This window comes from Parasulfuritortus cantonensis (assembly GCF_004337445.1).
GTDB classification, from domain to species: Bacteria; Pseudomonadota; Gammaproteobacteria; order Burkholderiales; family Thiobacillaceae; genus Parasulfuritortus; species Parasulfuritortus cantonensis.
Window position 1 is genome coordinate 15,364 of record NZ_SJZB01000046.1, and the last position, 14,216, is coordinate 29,579.

Sequence of the window (14,216 nt, forward strand, 5' to 3'; positions counted from 1 at the left end):
GATAAAATAGCCCGGATGAACGCCTCACTGGTCTGGTTCCGCCGCGACTTGCGCCTCGACGACCACGCCGCCCTGCACGCCGCGCTGGCGGCCGGGGGGCCGGTCCACTGCGCCTTCGTTTTCGACACCGACATCCTGGCCGGCCTGAGCGAACGCGCCGACCGCCGGGTGAGCTTCATCCACGCCCGCGTCGCCGAGCTCCGGGCCGCCCTGGCGGAGCGGGGCGGCGGCCTGCACGTCCTGCACGGCCCGGCCCGCCGGGTCCTGCCCGAGCTGGCGCGCCGGCTCGGCGTCGCCGAGGTCCATGCCGCGCGCGACTACGAGCCGTACGCCCGCCGGCGCGACGACGCGGTCGCCGAAGAACTGGCCGGCCAGGGGCAACGCCTGCACCTGCACAAGGACCAGGTGATCTTCGAGGCCGACGAGCTGGTCGGCGCCAGCGGCCGCCCCTACCGCGTCTTCGGCCCCTACCGGCGCGCCTGGCTGGCACGCCTGACGGCCGCCGACCTGGCACCCTGGCCGAGCGCCGCCGGCCGCCTGGCACCGGCACCGGACGGCCGCCTGCCCGAGCTGGCCGAACTGGGCTTCCGGCCGGCCGACCCCGGCCTGCCCCCGCCACCGTGCTCTGGCACGACTTCCGTACCCGCATCGGGCGCTACCACGTCGAGCGCGACTACCCCGCCCTGGCAGCCACCTCCGGCCTCTCGGCCCACCTGCGCTTCGGCACCCTGTCGATCCGCGAGCTGGTCCGCTACGCCCGCGCCGACGCAGGCGAGGGCGCCCAGGCCTGGCTGGCCGAGCTGATCTGGCGCGAGTTCTACCAGATGCTGCTCTGGCACTACCCGGACACCGTCGAGCATGCCTTCCTGGCCAACCTGGACGCCCTCCCCTGGCCCAACCCGCCCGGCCATTTCGCGGCCTGGACCGAGGCACGCACCGGCTACCCGATCGTCGACGCGGCCATGCGCGAGCTGGCCCGGACCGGCCGCCTGCACAACCGCCTGCGCATGGTCACGGCCTCGTTCCTGGTCAAGGACCTGCATTGCGACTGGCGCCAGGGCGAACGCTGGTTCGCCAGCCAGCTGCTCGACTACGACCAGGCCGCCAACGTCGGCAACTGGCAGTGGTGCGCCTCCACCGGCACCGACGCGCAACCCTGGTTCCGCCTCTTCAACCCGGTCAGCCAGTCCGAGCGTTTCGATCCGGACGGGACCTACATCCGGCGCTGGCTGCCCGAGCTGGCCGGCATTCCGGCCCGCCACATCCACGCCCCCTGGACCCTGCCGGCCGGGCAGGCGGCCCGCCTCGACTATCCGCCCCCGATCGTCGACCACGGCCGCGCCCGCGCCGCCACCCTGGCGTTGTACAAATCATGCCGGTGAGCGTCGAACTGCGCCCGCACCCGGATACGGCCGGCCCGGCAGGGGTCCGGCTCACCGTCGCGGTCGCCCGGGAGGCCGACGGCGCGCTGGTCCTGAGCTATCGCCTGGCCGGCGACCTCGCCGCCCTGGCCATCCCGGCGCCGGCCGCGCCGGAACGCCGCGACGGCCTCTGGCGCCACACCTGCTGCGAGGCCTTCGTCATGGCCGGCGACGGCCCGGCCTATCGGGAATTCAACTTCGCCCCGTCCGCGAGCTGGGCCGCCTACGCCTTCACCGCCTACCGGGCAGGCGGCCGCGATCTCGCCATGCCGGCACCGGACATTGCCTGCCGGACCCGCGCGGACGGCTTCGAGCTGAGCGCTCGCTTACCCGGGATCGCCCTGCCGGGTGGGCGCCTGCGCCTGGGCCTGAGCACGGTGGTCGAGGATGCGGCTGGACGAGTCGGCTACTGGGCGTTGCGCCATGCGCCCGGCAAACCCGACTTCCATCACCCGGATAGCTTCGCCCTGGAACTACCCGGATCATGACATCGAAGCCCGACGTCGTGCCGGCGTTTCCGCTATCCTTGACAGACAAATCCTTTGTCGAATAAGCAATGCCCACTGTCCTGCGATTGCTCAACTGGCGCTTTCATTTTTATTCGGACGAAGGTCAGGAGCCACCCCATATCCACGTCAGGACACCGGATGGCGAATGCAAATTCTGGCTCTCTCCTGTACGGCTCGCCCGAGTCGACGGCGTGAAACCGGCGGAAGTCCGGCGTATCGAATGCGCAGTGATGGAACATGAAGCGTTATTGATGGAGAAATGGCATGAACACGGCCGCGCTTGATCTCGACCCCCGCGCCATCAGGGCCTGGATTTCGAACCGAATGATCTTCGTCGAATTGACCGACGGCCGGCAGATCGGTTTCCCGGCCGCCCGTTTCCGGCTGCTCGCGCAAGCGACGGACGCGGAATTGGCGCAAGTGGAACTCTGCTTGAACGGTGCCGCGCTACGCTGGGAAGACCTCGACGAGGACATCACCGTGCGTGGCGTGGTCGAAGGCCGCTTCCAGTTGCCGCTGCCTTTGGCCGTTGCAGCCTAATTGCCGTTTCATCCCGATACGAATAGCGCTTCCGGATATCGCCCTCCGGCGCGGCACATGGTCATTCGCCTTCTAGCCGGCCTGATTGCCGCGGTTGCCTTGTGGTCGGCCATATCCGCCGGGACGAGAACCGGCAGCTACTGGGGCGTTCTGATCGTGCTCGCCGCAGCGGGCGCATTCTTGTTCCTTGAAGCCAGGCCCCGCCGAGGCACTGCCCTTTATGCATTTCAGTATTTGTTCGTTCGCTTGCTGCTCGCCTTGGCGGTCATCGGTCTGGGGATCTTTGCCATTTACCTCGGCCTGTCCGAGCTTGTCGAGCCGCTACAGTTCGGCCGCATCCGGCTTGACCTTGCCAGCCGGGTGATTCGCCAGCTGGTTGGCTCGCCTGGCTTGTCCATACTGTTCTGCGCGATCGGCGCCTGGCTCATATTCAAAGGCTTCCGTATGCTGCCCGGCTCGAGCTTGCGCTCCTCCCATAAATCGTCCAATTAGCGTTCCCGCCATGAAATTCGGCCTCGACCGCCTGCTCGAAGACCCGGCCCTGCGCGCGCCCCTGCAGGGCCGCCGGGTCGCCCTGCTGGCCCATCCCGCCTCGGTGACGGCCGAGCTGACCCACGCCCTGGACGCCCTCGCCGGCCTGCCCGGGATCGAGCTGGCCGCCGCCTTCGGGCCCCAGCACGGCCTGCGCGGCGACAAGCAGGACAACATGATGGAGTCGCCCGACTACCTGGACCCGGTGCACGGCATCCCGGTGTACAGCCTGTACGGCAGCGTGCGGCGGCCGAGCGAGGCCATGCTGGCGAGCTTCGACGTCCTCCTGGTCGACCTCCAGGACCTCGGCTGCCGCATCTACACCTTCATCACCACCCTGCTCTACGTGCTCGAGGCGGCCGCCCGGCACGGCAAGTCGGTGTGGCTGCTGGACCGGCCCAACCCGGCCGGGCGCCCGGTCGAGGGGCTGACCCTGCAGCCGGGCTGGCAGAGCTTCGTCGGGGCCGGCCCGATGCCCATGCGGCACGGCCTCAGCCTGGCCGAGATGGGGCGCTGGTTCGTGCGCGAATACGACCTCGACGTCGACTACCGGGTGGTCGAGATGGCCGGCTGGCAGCCGGACGCGGCGCCGGGCTACGGCTGGCCATTGGCCGAACGGAGCTGGGTCAATCCGAGCCCGAACGCGCCCAACCTGGCGATGGCGCGCTGCTACGCCGGCACCGTGATGCTGGAGGGCACCACCCTGTCGGAGGGCCGCGGCACCACCCGGCCGCTGGAGCTGTTCGGCGCCCCCGACCTGGAACCGCGCCGGCTGATGGCCCGGATGCAGGCCCTGGCGCCGGACTGGCTGGCCGGCTGCCGGCTGCGCGAATGCTGGTTCGAGCCGACCTTCCACAAGCACGCCGGCAGGCTGTGCGCCGGCATCCAGATCCACGTCGAGCACGGCCACTACGACCACCGCGCCTTCCGGCCCTGGCGCCTCATGGCCCTGGCCTTCAAGGCCCTGCGCGACCTGCGCCCGGACTACTCGCTCTGGCGCGACTTCGCCTACGAATACGAGCACGACCGCCTGGCCATCGACCTGATCAACGGCGGCCCGCTGCTCAGGCAGTGGGTGGACGACCCGGCCGCCGAGCCGGGCGACCTGGAACGCCTGGCGACGGCCGACGAAGCGGCCTGGCGGGCCCAGTGCGCCGACCTGTTGCTTTATCCTTGAGCTTTTCATCGAACCGGACGCCGCCATGCCCCTGACCTCCTGGCTCAGCTTCCCGGTCAGCCCCTGGCGGGGCTCGGCCGGCCTGCGCTTCTCCGACCTCAGCGAACAGCAGATACTCAGCCTGGCCATCGCCCTCGAGGAGGAGGACGCGCGCATCTACAACACCTATGCCGAGGTCCTGGCCGAGGAGTTCCCGGACTCCGCCAAGCTGTTCCGGGCCATGGCGGCCGAGGAGGACGGTCACCGCCACCGCCTGATCGAGCTCTACCGCCAGCGCTTCGGCGAGCGCATCCTGCTGATCCGGCGCCAGGACGTGCGCGGCTTCGTCGAACGCAAGCCGGTCTGGCTGATTCGCCCGCTCGACCTCGAGAAGATCCGCGCCCAGGCCGAGATCATGGAGGCCGATTCGCGCCGTTTCTACGCCCAGGCGGCCCGCCACACCACCGACGCGGCGATCCGCCAGCTGCTCGGCGACCTCGCCGCCGAGGAAAGCCGGCACGAGTCCCAGGCGGAACGCCTGGGCGACCGCTTCATCACCCCGGACGCCGTGCACAGCGAGCACCAGACCCAGCGCCGGCTGTTCGTCCTGCAGTTCGTCCAGCCCGGCCTGGCCGGCCTCATGGACGGCTCGGTGTCGACGCTGGCACCCCTGTTCGCGGCCGCCTTCGCCACCCACGACACCTGGAGCACCTTCCTGGTCGGCCTGGCCGCGGCGATCGGCTCCGGCATCAGCATGGCCTTCGCCGAGGCGCTTTCCGACGACGGCGCCCTGACCGGGCGCGGCAGCCCGTTCCTGCGCGGCTGGGTGATCGGCCTGATGACCACCGTGGGCGGCCTCGGCCATGCCCTGCCCTACCTGATCCCCCACTTCGAGCTCGCCACCGCCCTGGCCTTCGCCGTGGTGGCCGTGGAACTGGGCCTGATCGCCTGGATACGCAAGCGCTACATGGACACCCCGTTCGGCCTGGCGGTGCTCCAGGTCGTGGTCGGCGGCCTCCTGGTGTTCGCCCTCGGCATCGCCATCGGCAGTGCCTGAGCGCGCCCTTCAGGCGCCCCCGGCCAGGCCCTCGCGCACGCTCGGGTAGCGCAGGGCATAGCGCAGCTCGGTCTTCAGGCGGCGGTTGGCCATGCGCCTGGACTCGCTCAGGAAGCTGCGCATGGCCGGCGTCACCGCCGCCATCACCTCGGCCCGCGCCAGGCGCGGCGGCCGCGCCACGCCGATGTGGTCGGCGACCACGTCGAACCAGTCGGCCATCTTCAGGCCGCTGTCGTCGACCGCGTTGTAGACGCGGTTGCGGCGGCCCCGGAACAGGGCCGCCACGGCCAGGCCGGCGAGGTCCTCGGCGTGGATGTGGTTGGTGTAGATGTCGTCTTCGGGCAGCAGGGCCGGCAGGCCCTTGCGCACCCGTTCCTCGGGCATGCGGTCGCCGGCGTAGATGCCCGGCGCGCGCAGGATGGCGAGGCCGACGCGGGTGCGCGCGGCCCAGGCGCGCAGGCGCCGCTCGGCGTCCAGGCGGCGGCGCGCGCGGGCGTTGCCGGGGCGCGCCGGCCGGGTCTCCGGCACCGGCGCGCCGGCGCAGTCGCCGTACACGCCGCTGGTGCTGACGTAGATCAGGGTGCGGGGTAAACTTGCCCGCCCCAGCGCCCCGATCAGGCGCCGGGTACGCGGGTCGGCCGCGCCCTCGGGCGGCGGCGGCGCGAAGTGCAGGACGACGTCGGCCAGGCCGGCCAGGCGCGCCAGGCTGGCCCGGTCGTCGAGGTCGCCGGGCACCGGGATCACCCCGGCGGCGCGCAGTTCGGCGGCGCGCTCGGGCGAGCGCAGGAGGCCGTAGACGCGGGCGCGTCCACGCAGCAGGCGGGCGGCGCGCAGGCCGACGTCACCGCAACCGACGATCAGAATTCGCAACATAGCTTTCGCATAAAGGGAACCAAGATGTCTCACCAGGTCACCATCCAACCCAGCGGCCACCAGTTTACCGTGCAGGACGACGAAACCGTGCTGGCGGCCGCCCTGCGGGAAAATTTCGCCCTCCCCTACGGCTGCCGCAACGGCGCCTGCGGGGCCTGCAAGGGCAAGGTGCTGGCAGGCGAGGTCGACTACGGCAGCCACCAGCCGGCCACCCTGACCGCGGACGACAAGGCCAAGGGCATGGCCCTGTTCTGCACAGCCCGGCCGAAGACCGACCTGGTCATCGAGGTGAAGGAGATCGGCGCCGCCAAGGACATCCCGATCAAGACCCTGCCCTGCCGGATCGAGAAGATGGAAAAGCTGGCCGACGACGTCATGGCGCTCTGGCTCAAGCTGCCCAGCAGCGAGCGCCTGCAGTTCCTGCCCGGCCAGTACATCGACTTCCTGCTCAAGGACGGCAAGCAGCGCAGCTTCTCGCTCGCCAATGCGCCCGAAGAGGACCAGCTCCTGGAACTGCACATCCGCCACGTCCCCGGCGGCTTCTTCACCGACCAGGTGTTCGGCACCATGAAGGCCAAGGACATCATGCGCATCAAGGGCCCGCTCGGCAGCTTCTTCCTGCGCGAGTCGGACAAGCCGGCCCTGTTCCTGGCCGGCGGCACCGGCTTCGCGCCGATCAAGAGCATCCTGGCGCACGCCTTCCAGCACGGCATCGGGCGCCAGATGGTGCTGTACTGGGGCGCCAAGTCGCTCGCCGATCTGTATCAGCCGCAACTGCCGGCCGGCTGGCAGCAGGCGCACGACAACTTCCGCTTCATCCCGGTCCTGTCCGAGCCCAAGGCCGCCGACAACTGGCCCGGCCGCACCGGCCACGTGCACCAGGCGGTCCTGGCCGACATCGCCGACCTGTCCGGCTGGCAGGTCTACGCCTGCGGCGCCCCGGCCATGATCGAGGCGGCCAAGCGCGACTTCATGGCCCGGGGACTGCCCGAGGACGAGTTCTACTCGGACGCCTTCTCGTTCCAGTAACGGGGCTCAGGCGGCCGGCGGCGGCAGTTCCGCCGCCGTCTCCGCCTCGGCCAGCCTGGCCTCGGCGGCCTGGCGGGCGGCGGTCAGTTCGCCGGCATCGGTCTTCAACTCGTCCACGTACAGGTGGGCGGTGAGCGCATCGCCCTCGGCCAGGGCGGCATGGGCGGCAACCAGGGCGGCGAGCTGGTCGCCCTCGCGCTTGAAGGCGCTCGCGGCCAGCTTGCGGGCGTGCGCCGGCTGCCCCGACAGGTAGGCGGCGGTGGCGCGGGTGAGTTCGTCGTCGGCCTTGTCGCTGCGCCGGCGGTGGTGCCAGGCACGCACGTCGGCGGGCAGGCTGAGCGCCATGTGGAGCAGCTTGGCGACGGCGTAGAGGGCGACGAACAGGCCCAGCATGGACAGCGCCGCCATCACGAAGGACATCTCCATGCGCCAGGGCGGCATGACGATGATGACGTAGCCCTCGTCGAAACGCGCCGCCAGGGTGAGCGCCACCGCGAGCGCGAACAGGCCGAGCAGCCAGAGCACCGGCCGCATCAGTGGTCTCCCTTGGCCAGGCTGCGCAAGACCTTGAGGCTCTCGTCCAGATTGGCGTTCTGGAGCGCCACCGGCATCGTCTCCAGGGCCTTGAGGTCCTTGTCCATGGCCACGCTGACCGGATCGCTGCGCCGGAAGTAGCGGGCCAGCCACTGCCGCGCCGCGCTCATGTCGGCGTGGAAGGTGGCCTCGTCGCGCTGCAGCACGGCCAGGCGCGCGGAAAGCAGGCGCAGCTTCAGGTTCTCGCGCAGAAAATAGGTCTGCGACGGTGCCAGCAACTCGGTATTCGGATTGTCCAGGCGCCGTATGCGCACCAGCTGCTTGATCTCGGACCAGGTCTCGCGGCCGATCCGGCCCATCCAGTCGACCGGCCCGGTCTCGGGCGCCGGGGCCGGCCGGGCGGCCGTCTCCGGCTCCATCTCCAGCTTGAGCTGGTCGACGCCCAGCAGGAGGGCGTCCAGGCGGCCGTTGATGCCCACGACGTCGGCGGCCGGCAACAGGCGCAGGTGCGCGGCGTCATGGTTGATGGCATCGCGCAGGCGGTCGAACTGCGGCTTCTTCATGCGGACCAGGCGCTGCTCGGCGGCGTCCAGGCCGAGCAGGGCGGCGCGCACGTTGCCGGCCATCTGGAGCTGCTGGTCGGCCAGGAGCAGGGTCTGCTCGATGTCGGCCAGCAGGCGCTCGTCCTGGCTGCGCGCGATGTCCTGGTACATGGCCTCCAGGGCCAGTTGCTGGTTCTGCGTCTCGAGCGCCTTGGTCTCCAGGGCGCCGATGCGGGCGACCACGTTCTCGATGCTGGCGCGCGCCTCCTTGGCGGCGGCCCGGGCCTCCTGGCTGGAGGTGTCGAACTGGCCGATGCGCCGGGCCAGTTGCACCTCGAGGTCCTGCATGCGCATCTGCATGTACCAGAACACCCCGCCCGTGGTGGCGAAGGCCAGGACGGCCAGGATCAGCGCCAGGGGCAGCACCCAGCCGTGCCGGGCCGGCTCGGCGGCGGGCGGCGGCGCGGCGGCCGTTTCGGGAGCGGGGCTATCAGTCATGATGGCGATTGAACCAGTCGATCAGCGCGGAGACAAGCCCGGCGTCGCCGGGCGGGGTGGCGACGACCTCGGCGACGCCCCACTGCCGGGCCGCCTCGGCGATGCGCGCATGCGGCGCGAACAGGGGTGTGGCGCGCAGGCGGCCGGCGCCGGCCTCGCCCAGCATGGCGGCCAGGTTGGCGAACACCTCCCGGCTGGTCACGGTCACCGCCGCGATGCCACCGGCCGCCCAGTCCGCCAGCAGGGCGGCCGGGTCGCCGTCCGGGCGGACGCGCCGGTAGCACTCGGCGTAATCGACCCGGGCGCCGCGCCCGCGCAAGGCGTCGGCGATGAGTTCGCGGCCGCCCTCGCCGCGTATTACCAGGACCCGCTTGCCGGCCACCGCCGCGTAGGCGCCCAGGGCCAGCAGGCTTTCGCTGTCGGCGCCCGCCTCGGCGGCCAGGATCGGGCCGACGCCGAGCCGGGCCAGGGCACGCGCGGTGGCCTGGCCGACCGCGCCTGCGGCGACGCCGGCCGGCCAGCCGCCGTGGCCGGCCAGGATGCCCGGCCAGGCCATCTCAACGCTGGTCGGACTGACGAAGATGGCGTGGTCGTAGCCGGGCAGGGCCGCCAGGGCGTCGGCACAGGCGCCCGGATCGGCGGGCGGGGCGATGGCCAGGGCGGGGAACAGCACCGGCCGGGCGCCCAGCTCGGCGAGCCGCGCGGCCAGGCCGGCCGCCTGGTTGGCCGGCCGGGTGACCAGGATGCCGCGCCCGGCCAGGGGCTGCCCGCCGGCGTCCATCAGTGGCGCTGGATCAGTTCCGCGAGCAGCGTGTCGGCGCCCTGGCCGATCAGGTCGGCGGCGACGCGCTGGCCGAGCGCCTCGGCGTCGGCCAGGTCGGCCTCCGCCTCGGCGTGGTAGAAGCGCACGCCCTCAAGGTCGGCGACGAAGCCGCGCAAGTGCAGACGGCCGTCCGCCTCGACGCAGTAGCCGCCGATCGGGGCCTGGCAGCCGCCCTGCAGCATCCGGCTCATGGCCCGCTCGGCGCCGACGCAGGCGGCCGTGATCGGGTCGTTGAGGGGCGCCAGCAGCTTGGCCACCTCGGCCTGGCCGGCCCGGATCTCGATGCCCAGGGCGCCCTGGCCGACCGCCGGCAGGCTTTCGGCCGGGCTCAGGCAGGCGGCGATGCGCTTGGCGAAGCCCAGGCGCTTGAGGCCGGCCGCAGCCAGGATGATGGCGTCGTACTGGCCCTCGTCGAGCTTGCGCAGGCGGGTGTTGACGTTGCCGCGCAGGGTGTCGACCACCAGGCCGCGATGCTTGGCGCGCAGCTGGGCCTGGCGGCGCAGGCTGGAGGTGCCGACGCGGGCGCCGGGCGGCAGTTCGGCGAGCGACTTGTACTTGTTCGAGACGAAGGCGTCGCGCGGGTCCTCGCGCTTGCCGATGGCAACCAGCTCGAAGCCCTCGGGCAGGTCCATGGGCACGTCCTTCAGGGAATGCACGGCCAGGTGGGCCCGGCCCTCGAACATGGCCTGTTCCAGTTCCTTGACGAACAGGCCCTTGCCGCCGATGCGCGAGAGCGGCGAATCGAGTATCTGGTCGCCCTGGGTGGTCATGCCCAGGAGTTCCACGGCGAGCCCCGGATGCAGGGCCTCGAGGCGGTCGCGGATATGGTGGGCCTGCCAGAGTGCGAGCTGGCTTTCCCGGGTGGCGATGATCAATTTGTGCATAGTGCGCGCGCAGGTGTTGGGAATAGAATTCCGCCAGGAGACGAGGAGATACCGGCATGAAACCGACACTGGCCTGGCTGGGCGCGATTCTAACATGGGCCTCGGCGAGCGCCTGGGCGGCCGGCGGGGTACCGCCGGTGAGCGACCTCAGCCGGGATGCCGAGGCGGCGCGCGCCATCAACGGCGCCATCCTGGTCGTCCTGACCGGCCAGCACTGCGTCTATTGCGAACGGGTGCTGAACAACTTCCTGATCCCGATGAGCGGCAACAAGGACTACCAGGCCAAGGTGGTCATGCGCCGCATGGTGGTCTCCGACGACAGCCCGATCCGCGGCTTCGACGGCAAGCCGAACACGCCGGCGAAGCTCGCCGCCCTGTACGGCTACACCCTGGTGCCGACCGTGCTGCTGCTGGACGGCAAGGGCCGCCTGCTGGCCAAGCCCGTGGTCGGCCTGACCACCGAGGACTACTACGGCATGTACCTGGACGAGGCGATCGACGGCGCCCTGGCGAAGATTCGGGGCCCGGCCCGGGGATCGCTATAATTGCGCCTTTCCCTGCCCCAGACGCATCATGTCCAGCCCCGACAAAACCTGGTCCGAACGCTTCTCCGAGCCCGTCTCGGAACTGGTCAAGCGCTACACCGCCTCGGTCTTCTTCGACCAAAGACTCGCCCGGCATGACATCAAGGGCTCGCTCGCGCACGCCCGGATGCTGGCCCGCCAGGGCATCATCCCGGCCGCGGACCTGGCCGCCATCGAGGACGGCATGGCGACCATCCTGGCCGAGATCGAGCGCGCCGAGTTCGTCTGGAACCTGGACGACGAGGATGTCCACCTCAACATCGAGAAGCGCCTGACGGCGCTCATCGGCGACGCCGGCAAGCGCCTGCACACCGGCCGCTCGCGCAACGACCAGGTGGCCACCGACATCCGCCTCTGGCTGCGCGACGAGATCGACAACGTCATCGGCCTGATCGGCGACTTCCAGCAGTCCCTGCTCGACCTCGCCGAGCGGCACGCCGACACCCCGATGCCCGGTTTCACCCACCTGCAGGTGGCCCAGCCGGTCACTTTCGGCCACCACCTGATGGCCTACGTGGAGATGAGCCGGCGCGACAAGGAACGCCTGCTCGACGCCCGCAAGCGGGTCAACCGCCTGCCCCTGGGCGCCGCCGCCCTGGCCGGCACCAGCTATCCGATCGACCGCGAATCCGTGGCCCGCGAACTGGGCTTCGACGAGGTCTGCGAGAACTCCCTGGACGCCGTCTCCGACCGCGACTTCGCGATCGAATTCACGGCCGCCTGCGCGCTCCTGATGACCCACCTGTCGCGCCTGTCCGAGGAGCTGATCCTGTGGATGAGCCCGCGCTTCGGCTTCATCGACCTGCCCGACCGCTACTGCACCGGCTCGTCGATCATGCCGCAGAAGAAGAACCCGGACGTGCCCGAGCTGGTGCGCGGCAAGACCGGCCGCGTCAACGGCCACCTGGTCGGCCTGCTCACCCTGATGAAGTCGCAGCCCCTGGCCTACAACAAGGACAACCAGGAGGACAAGGAACCCCTGTTCGACACGGTCGACACCGTGGTCGACACCCTGCGTATCTATGCCGACATGCTGGCCGGTTTGAGCGTCAAGGAACACGGCGTGCGCACCGCCAACATGCGCGCCGCGCTGACCCAGGGCTACGCCACCGCCACCGACCTGGCCGACTACCTGGTCAAGAAGGGCCTGCCGTTTCGCGACGCCCACGGCGCCGTGGCCAAGGCGGTGCGCATCGCCGAGACCTCGGGCCGCGACCTGCCGCAACTGAGCCTGGAAGAACTGCGCGAATTCTCGCCCTTGATCGAGGCCGACGTCTTCGAGGTGCTCACCGTGGAGGGCTCCCTGGCCAGCCGCGACCACGTCGGCGGCACCGCGCCGGCGCAGGTGCGTGCGGCGATCCGGCGGGCGCGCGAACGCCGGTGAGCGGGCGGCGGGCGGCTGTCCCGCAACCGCGGCGTCATCGGCCGGCGGCAATAATGGCCTTGCCCGCCCGGGACGTGCCCCCGCCGCGCCCGTTTTAGCTGCCTATAGACGATCCGATGGCCACCTTTGACGAAGCCGCCGGTGCGGCGTCCCGCGCCGGCAACCCGCACCGCAAGATTCCCCACCCCAGGTTCGGCGACCTGGACGGCCTCCTGGCCGGCATCGAGAGCGCGCTCGCCACCGACCGCCCGGTCGGCGGCGCCGCCCTGGTGGAACTGTTCTACCTGTCCGAGATGGACCGCTACGGCATGGTCAGCGCCGACAAGTACCTGGACGAGGCGCACGGCTACCCGCTCAAGAACTTCCGCATCGAGATCAACCGCTGCGTCGCCGCCGTGCGCACCCGGCTGGACAAGGGCGAGGTGCCGGCGGACTGGCACCCGCAGATGCTCAAGCAGCTCGGCATCGCCAAGGACCGACGCTAGCCGCGCCTCAGCGGCCGGCCGCCGCCCGGCTCACCCGATCCAGATAGAGCGCAACCAGCCCGGCCGCCAGGGCCAGGCTGGCGATCCCGGCCAGCCAGAAACCGGCCGCGCCGCGCGCCGGACCGAGCCGGTCGGTGAGGCCGAGCAGCACCCCGCCGCCGAGGCCGAGGCCCCACAGGCTGGTGGTATAGATGACCATCGGGATGGCGGTGCGCTTGTAGCCGCGCAGGGCATTGACGGCGATCGCCTGGACCGTGTCGGCGAGATGATAGGCGGCCACCAGGACGATCAACGGCGCCGCCAGCCGGCGGACCGCCTCGGCCCCGGTGTAGAAGGCGGCAATCCAGGGCGCGCCGAGCCAGAACGCCAGGCTGGTCAAGCCGCCGCACACCAGTCCGAGGCCGAGCCCGCGGCCGCACACCCGGCGGGCGCGTCCCGGCTGGCCGGCGCCCAGGGCCTGGCCGGCCAGGATGGCGCTGGCGTTGCCGATCGAGAGCGGCAACATGAAGGCGAGCGCGGCCAGGTTGGCGGCGATCTGGTGCGCGGCCGAGACGGCCGGGCCGAGCCGGGCGATGAACAGTGCCATGAAGGTGAAGGCGGTGATGTCGGCGATGAAGGTCAGGGCGATCGGCACCCCCAGCTTCAGGTAGGCGGCGATGGCGGCGTAGTCCGGCCGCGCCAGCGGCGCGCCCAGGCGGTAGCCGGCGTAGCGCCGGTTGCCCAGGCAGCCGGCCCAGGCCAGCACGGCGATCAGGCTGATCTCGACCGACGTCGCCACGGCGCAGCCGGGCGCGCCCATGGCCGGCAGGCCGAGGAAGCCGTACATGAACAACGCGTTGAGGGGCGGCTTGAGCGCCAGCGCGACGAGGTTGTAGGCCATCACCGCACGCGGTTCGCCGATGCCGGCGGAGAAGCCGAAGAAGATCCGGAAGGCCATGAAGCCGGGCACGCCCCAGACCGAGGCGTCGAGGTAGGCGCGGACCTTGGCCTCGACGTCGGGACGCAGGTCCGACATGGCCAGGAAGGGCTCCGGATGCATGAGCAACAGGACGGCGACGACACACAGGACGAACGCGATCCACAGGCTCTGATGGACGTCGCGACCGACCTCGGCCGGCCGCCCGGCGCCCTGGCTGTGGGCGATGAGCGCCGGCAGGGCGAACAGCACGCCGGCCAGGGACATCAGGATGGTGACCTGGATCGAGCTGGCGACGCCCACCACGGCCAGGTCCACCGCGGACAAGCGGCCGGCCATGACGGTGTCGATCGCGGCGCTGGCCATGGTGGCGATCTGGGCGACGTAGACCGGCCAGGCCAGGCGAACGAGTTCGCCGGTGAGGGAGGTGGCTTTCATGAGGGCGGAGCG

General features: G+C 71.0%; 18 protein-coding genes. 12 read left to right on the forward strand and 6 right to left on the reverse strand.

Annotated elements, in window-relative coordinates; translation table 11 throughout:
• Positions 1-15 precede the first annotated feature (15 nt).
• From EZJ19_RS16710 to mbfA, 8 genes are all read left to right on the forward strand, one after another.
• Positions 16-804, forward strand: coding sequence for a deoxyribodipyrimidine photo-lyase (locus EZJ19_RS16710; RefSeq protein ID WP_338069437.1), 789 nt, complete (start codon positions 16-18; stop codon positions 802-804).
• A gap of 20 nt (positions 805-824) precedes the next feature.
• Positions 825-1,382: an FAD-binding domain-containing protein gene (locus EZJ19_RS16715; protein WP_338069438.1), complete on the forward strand. Its 558-nt coding sequence runs from the start codon at positions 825-827 to the stop codon at positions 1,380-1,382.
• Positions 1,373-1,909, forward strand: a complete 537-nt coding sequence (locus tag EZJ19_RS13305) for a DOMON-like domain-containing protein (RefSeq protein ID WP_206199431.1) — start codon at positions 1,373-1,375, stop codon at positions 1,907-1,909. Before EZJ19_RS16715 ends, EZJ19_RS13305 begins: the two co-directional genes overlap by 10 nt.
• A gap of 68 nt (positions 1,910-1,977) precedes the next feature.
• Positions 1,978-2,214 (forward strand): DUF4160 domain-containing protein, encoded by a 237-nt coding sequence (locus EZJ19_RS13310; protein WP_131448374.1) that lies wholly within the window; start codon positions 1,978-1,980, stop codon positions 2,212-2,214.
• A complete protein-coding gene (locus EZJ19_RS13315; RefSeq protein WP_131448376.1) occupies positions 2,195-2,470 on the forward strand; it encodes a DUF2442 domain-containing protein in 276 nt (91 codons plus the stop codon). Before EZJ19_RS13310 ends, EZJ19_RS13315 begins: the two co-directional genes overlap by 20 nt.
• Positions 2,471-2,527: 57 nt before the next feature.
• Entirely contained in the window at positions 2,528-2,962 is a 435-nt protein-coding gene (locus EZJ19_RS13320) for a hypothetical protein (protein ID WP_131448378.1), read from the forward strand.
• 10 nt (positions 2,963-2,972) lie between these two features.
• Positions 2,973-4,178 carry an exo-beta-N-acetylmuramidase NamZ family protein gene (locus tag EZJ19_RS13325; protein ID WP_131448380.1) on the forward strand — a complete coding sequence of 402 codons (1,206 nt, stop codon included), beginning with the start codon at positions 2,973-2,975 and terminating at the stop codon, positions 4,176-4,178.
• Positions 4,179-4,203: 25 nt separating this feature from the next.
• Entirely contained in the window at positions 4,204-5,214 is a 1,011-nt protein-coding gene (gene mbfA / locus EZJ19_RS13330; RefSeq protein WP_131448382.1) for an iron exporter MbfA, read from the forward strand.
• Between the two features lie 9 nt (positions 5,215-5,223).
• Here mbfA and EZJ19_RS13335 read toward each other — a convergent pair whose 3' ends face one another.
• The gene (locus tag EZJ19_RS13335; RefSeq protein WP_131448384.1) at positions 5,224-6,087 is read right to left on the reverse strand and encodes an SDR family oxidoreductase; all 864 of its coding nucleotides are present in this window, start codon (positions 6,085-6,087) and stop codon (positions 5,224-5,226) included.
• 24 nt (positions 6,088-6,111) lie between these two features.
• Here EZJ19_RS13335 and EZJ19_RS13340 point away from each other — a divergent pair, with 24 nt between their 5' ends.
• Positions 6,112-7,116: a CDP-6-deoxy-delta-3,4-glucoseen reductase gene (locus EZJ19_RS13340; RefSeq protein ID WP_131448386.1), complete on the forward strand. Its 1,005-nt coding sequence runs from the start codon at positions 6,112-6,114 to the stop codon at positions 7,114-7,116.
• A gap of 6 nt (positions 7,117-7,122) precedes the next feature.
• On the opposite strand, the gene EZJ19_RS13345 is transcribed toward EZJ19_RS13340, so the two are convergent.
• Genes EZJ19_RS13345 through hemC form a run of 4 tightly spaced genes read right to left on the reverse strand, consistent with a single transcriptional unit; the run spans position 7,123 to position 10,397 of the window.
• Positions 7,123-7,650 carry a heme biosynthesis HemY N-terminal domain-containing protein gene (locus EZJ19_RS13345; protein WP_131448388.1) on the reverse strand — a complete coding sequence of 176 codons (528 nt, stop codon included), beginning with the start codon at positions 7,648-7,650 and terminating at the stop codon, positions 7,123-7,125.
• Positions 7,650-8,690 (reverse strand): uroporphyrinogen-III C-methyltransferase, encoded by a 1,041-nt coding sequence (locus EZJ19_RS13350; protein ID WP_131448390.1) that lies wholly within the window; start codon positions 8,688-8,690, stop codon positions 7,650-7,652. The genes EZJ19_RS13345 and EZJ19_RS13350 overlap by 1 nt, the downstream gene beginning before the upstream one ends.
• Positions 8,683-9,471, reverse strand: coding sequence for a uroporphyrinogen-III synthase (locus EZJ19_RS13355; RefSeq protein WP_131448392.1), 789 nt, complete (start codon positions 9,469-9,471; stop codon positions 8,683-8,685). The genes EZJ19_RS13350 and EZJ19_RS13355 overlap by 8 nt, the downstream gene beginning before the upstream one ends.
• Positions 9,471-10,397 (reverse strand): hydroxymethylbilane synthase, encoded by a 927-nt coding sequence (hemC, locus tag EZJ19_RS13360; protein WP_131448394.1) that lies wholly within the window; start codon positions 10,395-10,397, stop codon positions 9,471-9,473. The genes EZJ19_RS13355 and hemC overlap by 1 nt, the downstream gene beginning before the upstream one ends.
• Positions 10,398-10,453: 56 nt before the next feature.
• Between hemC and EZJ19_RS13365 the strand changes: the two genes are divergently transcribed.
• The 3 genes from EZJ19_RS13365 (at position 10,454) to EZJ19_RS13375 (ending at position 12,850) form a co-directional block, all read left to right on the forward strand.
• Positions 10,454-10,942: a thioredoxin family protein gene (locus tag EZJ19_RS13365; protein ID WP_131448396.1), complete on the forward strand. Its 489-nt coding sequence runs from the start codon at positions 10,454-10,456 to the stop codon at positions 10,940-10,942.
• Positions 10,943-10,970: 28 nt separating this feature from the next.
• On the forward strand, positions 10,971-12,365 hold the full coding sequence (gene argH, locus EZJ19_RS13370) for an argininosuccinate lyase (RefSeq protein ID WP_131448398.1): 1,395 nt from the start codon (positions 10,971-10,973) through the stop codon (positions 12,363-12,365).
• Positions 12,366-12,481: 116 nt separating this feature from the next.
• The gene (locus EZJ19_RS13375; RefSeq protein WP_131448400.1) at positions 12,482-12,850 is read left to right on the forward strand and encodes a hypothetical protein; all 369 of its coding nucleotides are present in this window, start codon (positions 12,482-12,484) and stop codon (positions 12,848-12,850) included.
• Between the two features lie 7 nt (positions 12,851-12,857).
• Here EZJ19_RS13375 and EZJ19_RS13380 read toward each other — a convergent pair whose 3' ends face one another.
• Positions 12,858-14,204, reverse strand: coding sequence for an MATE family efflux transporter (locus EZJ19_RS13380; RefSeq protein ID WP_131448402.1), 1,347 nt, complete (start codon positions 14,202-14,204; stop codon positions 12,858-12,860).
• Positions 14,205-14,216: the final 12 nt, after the last annotated feature.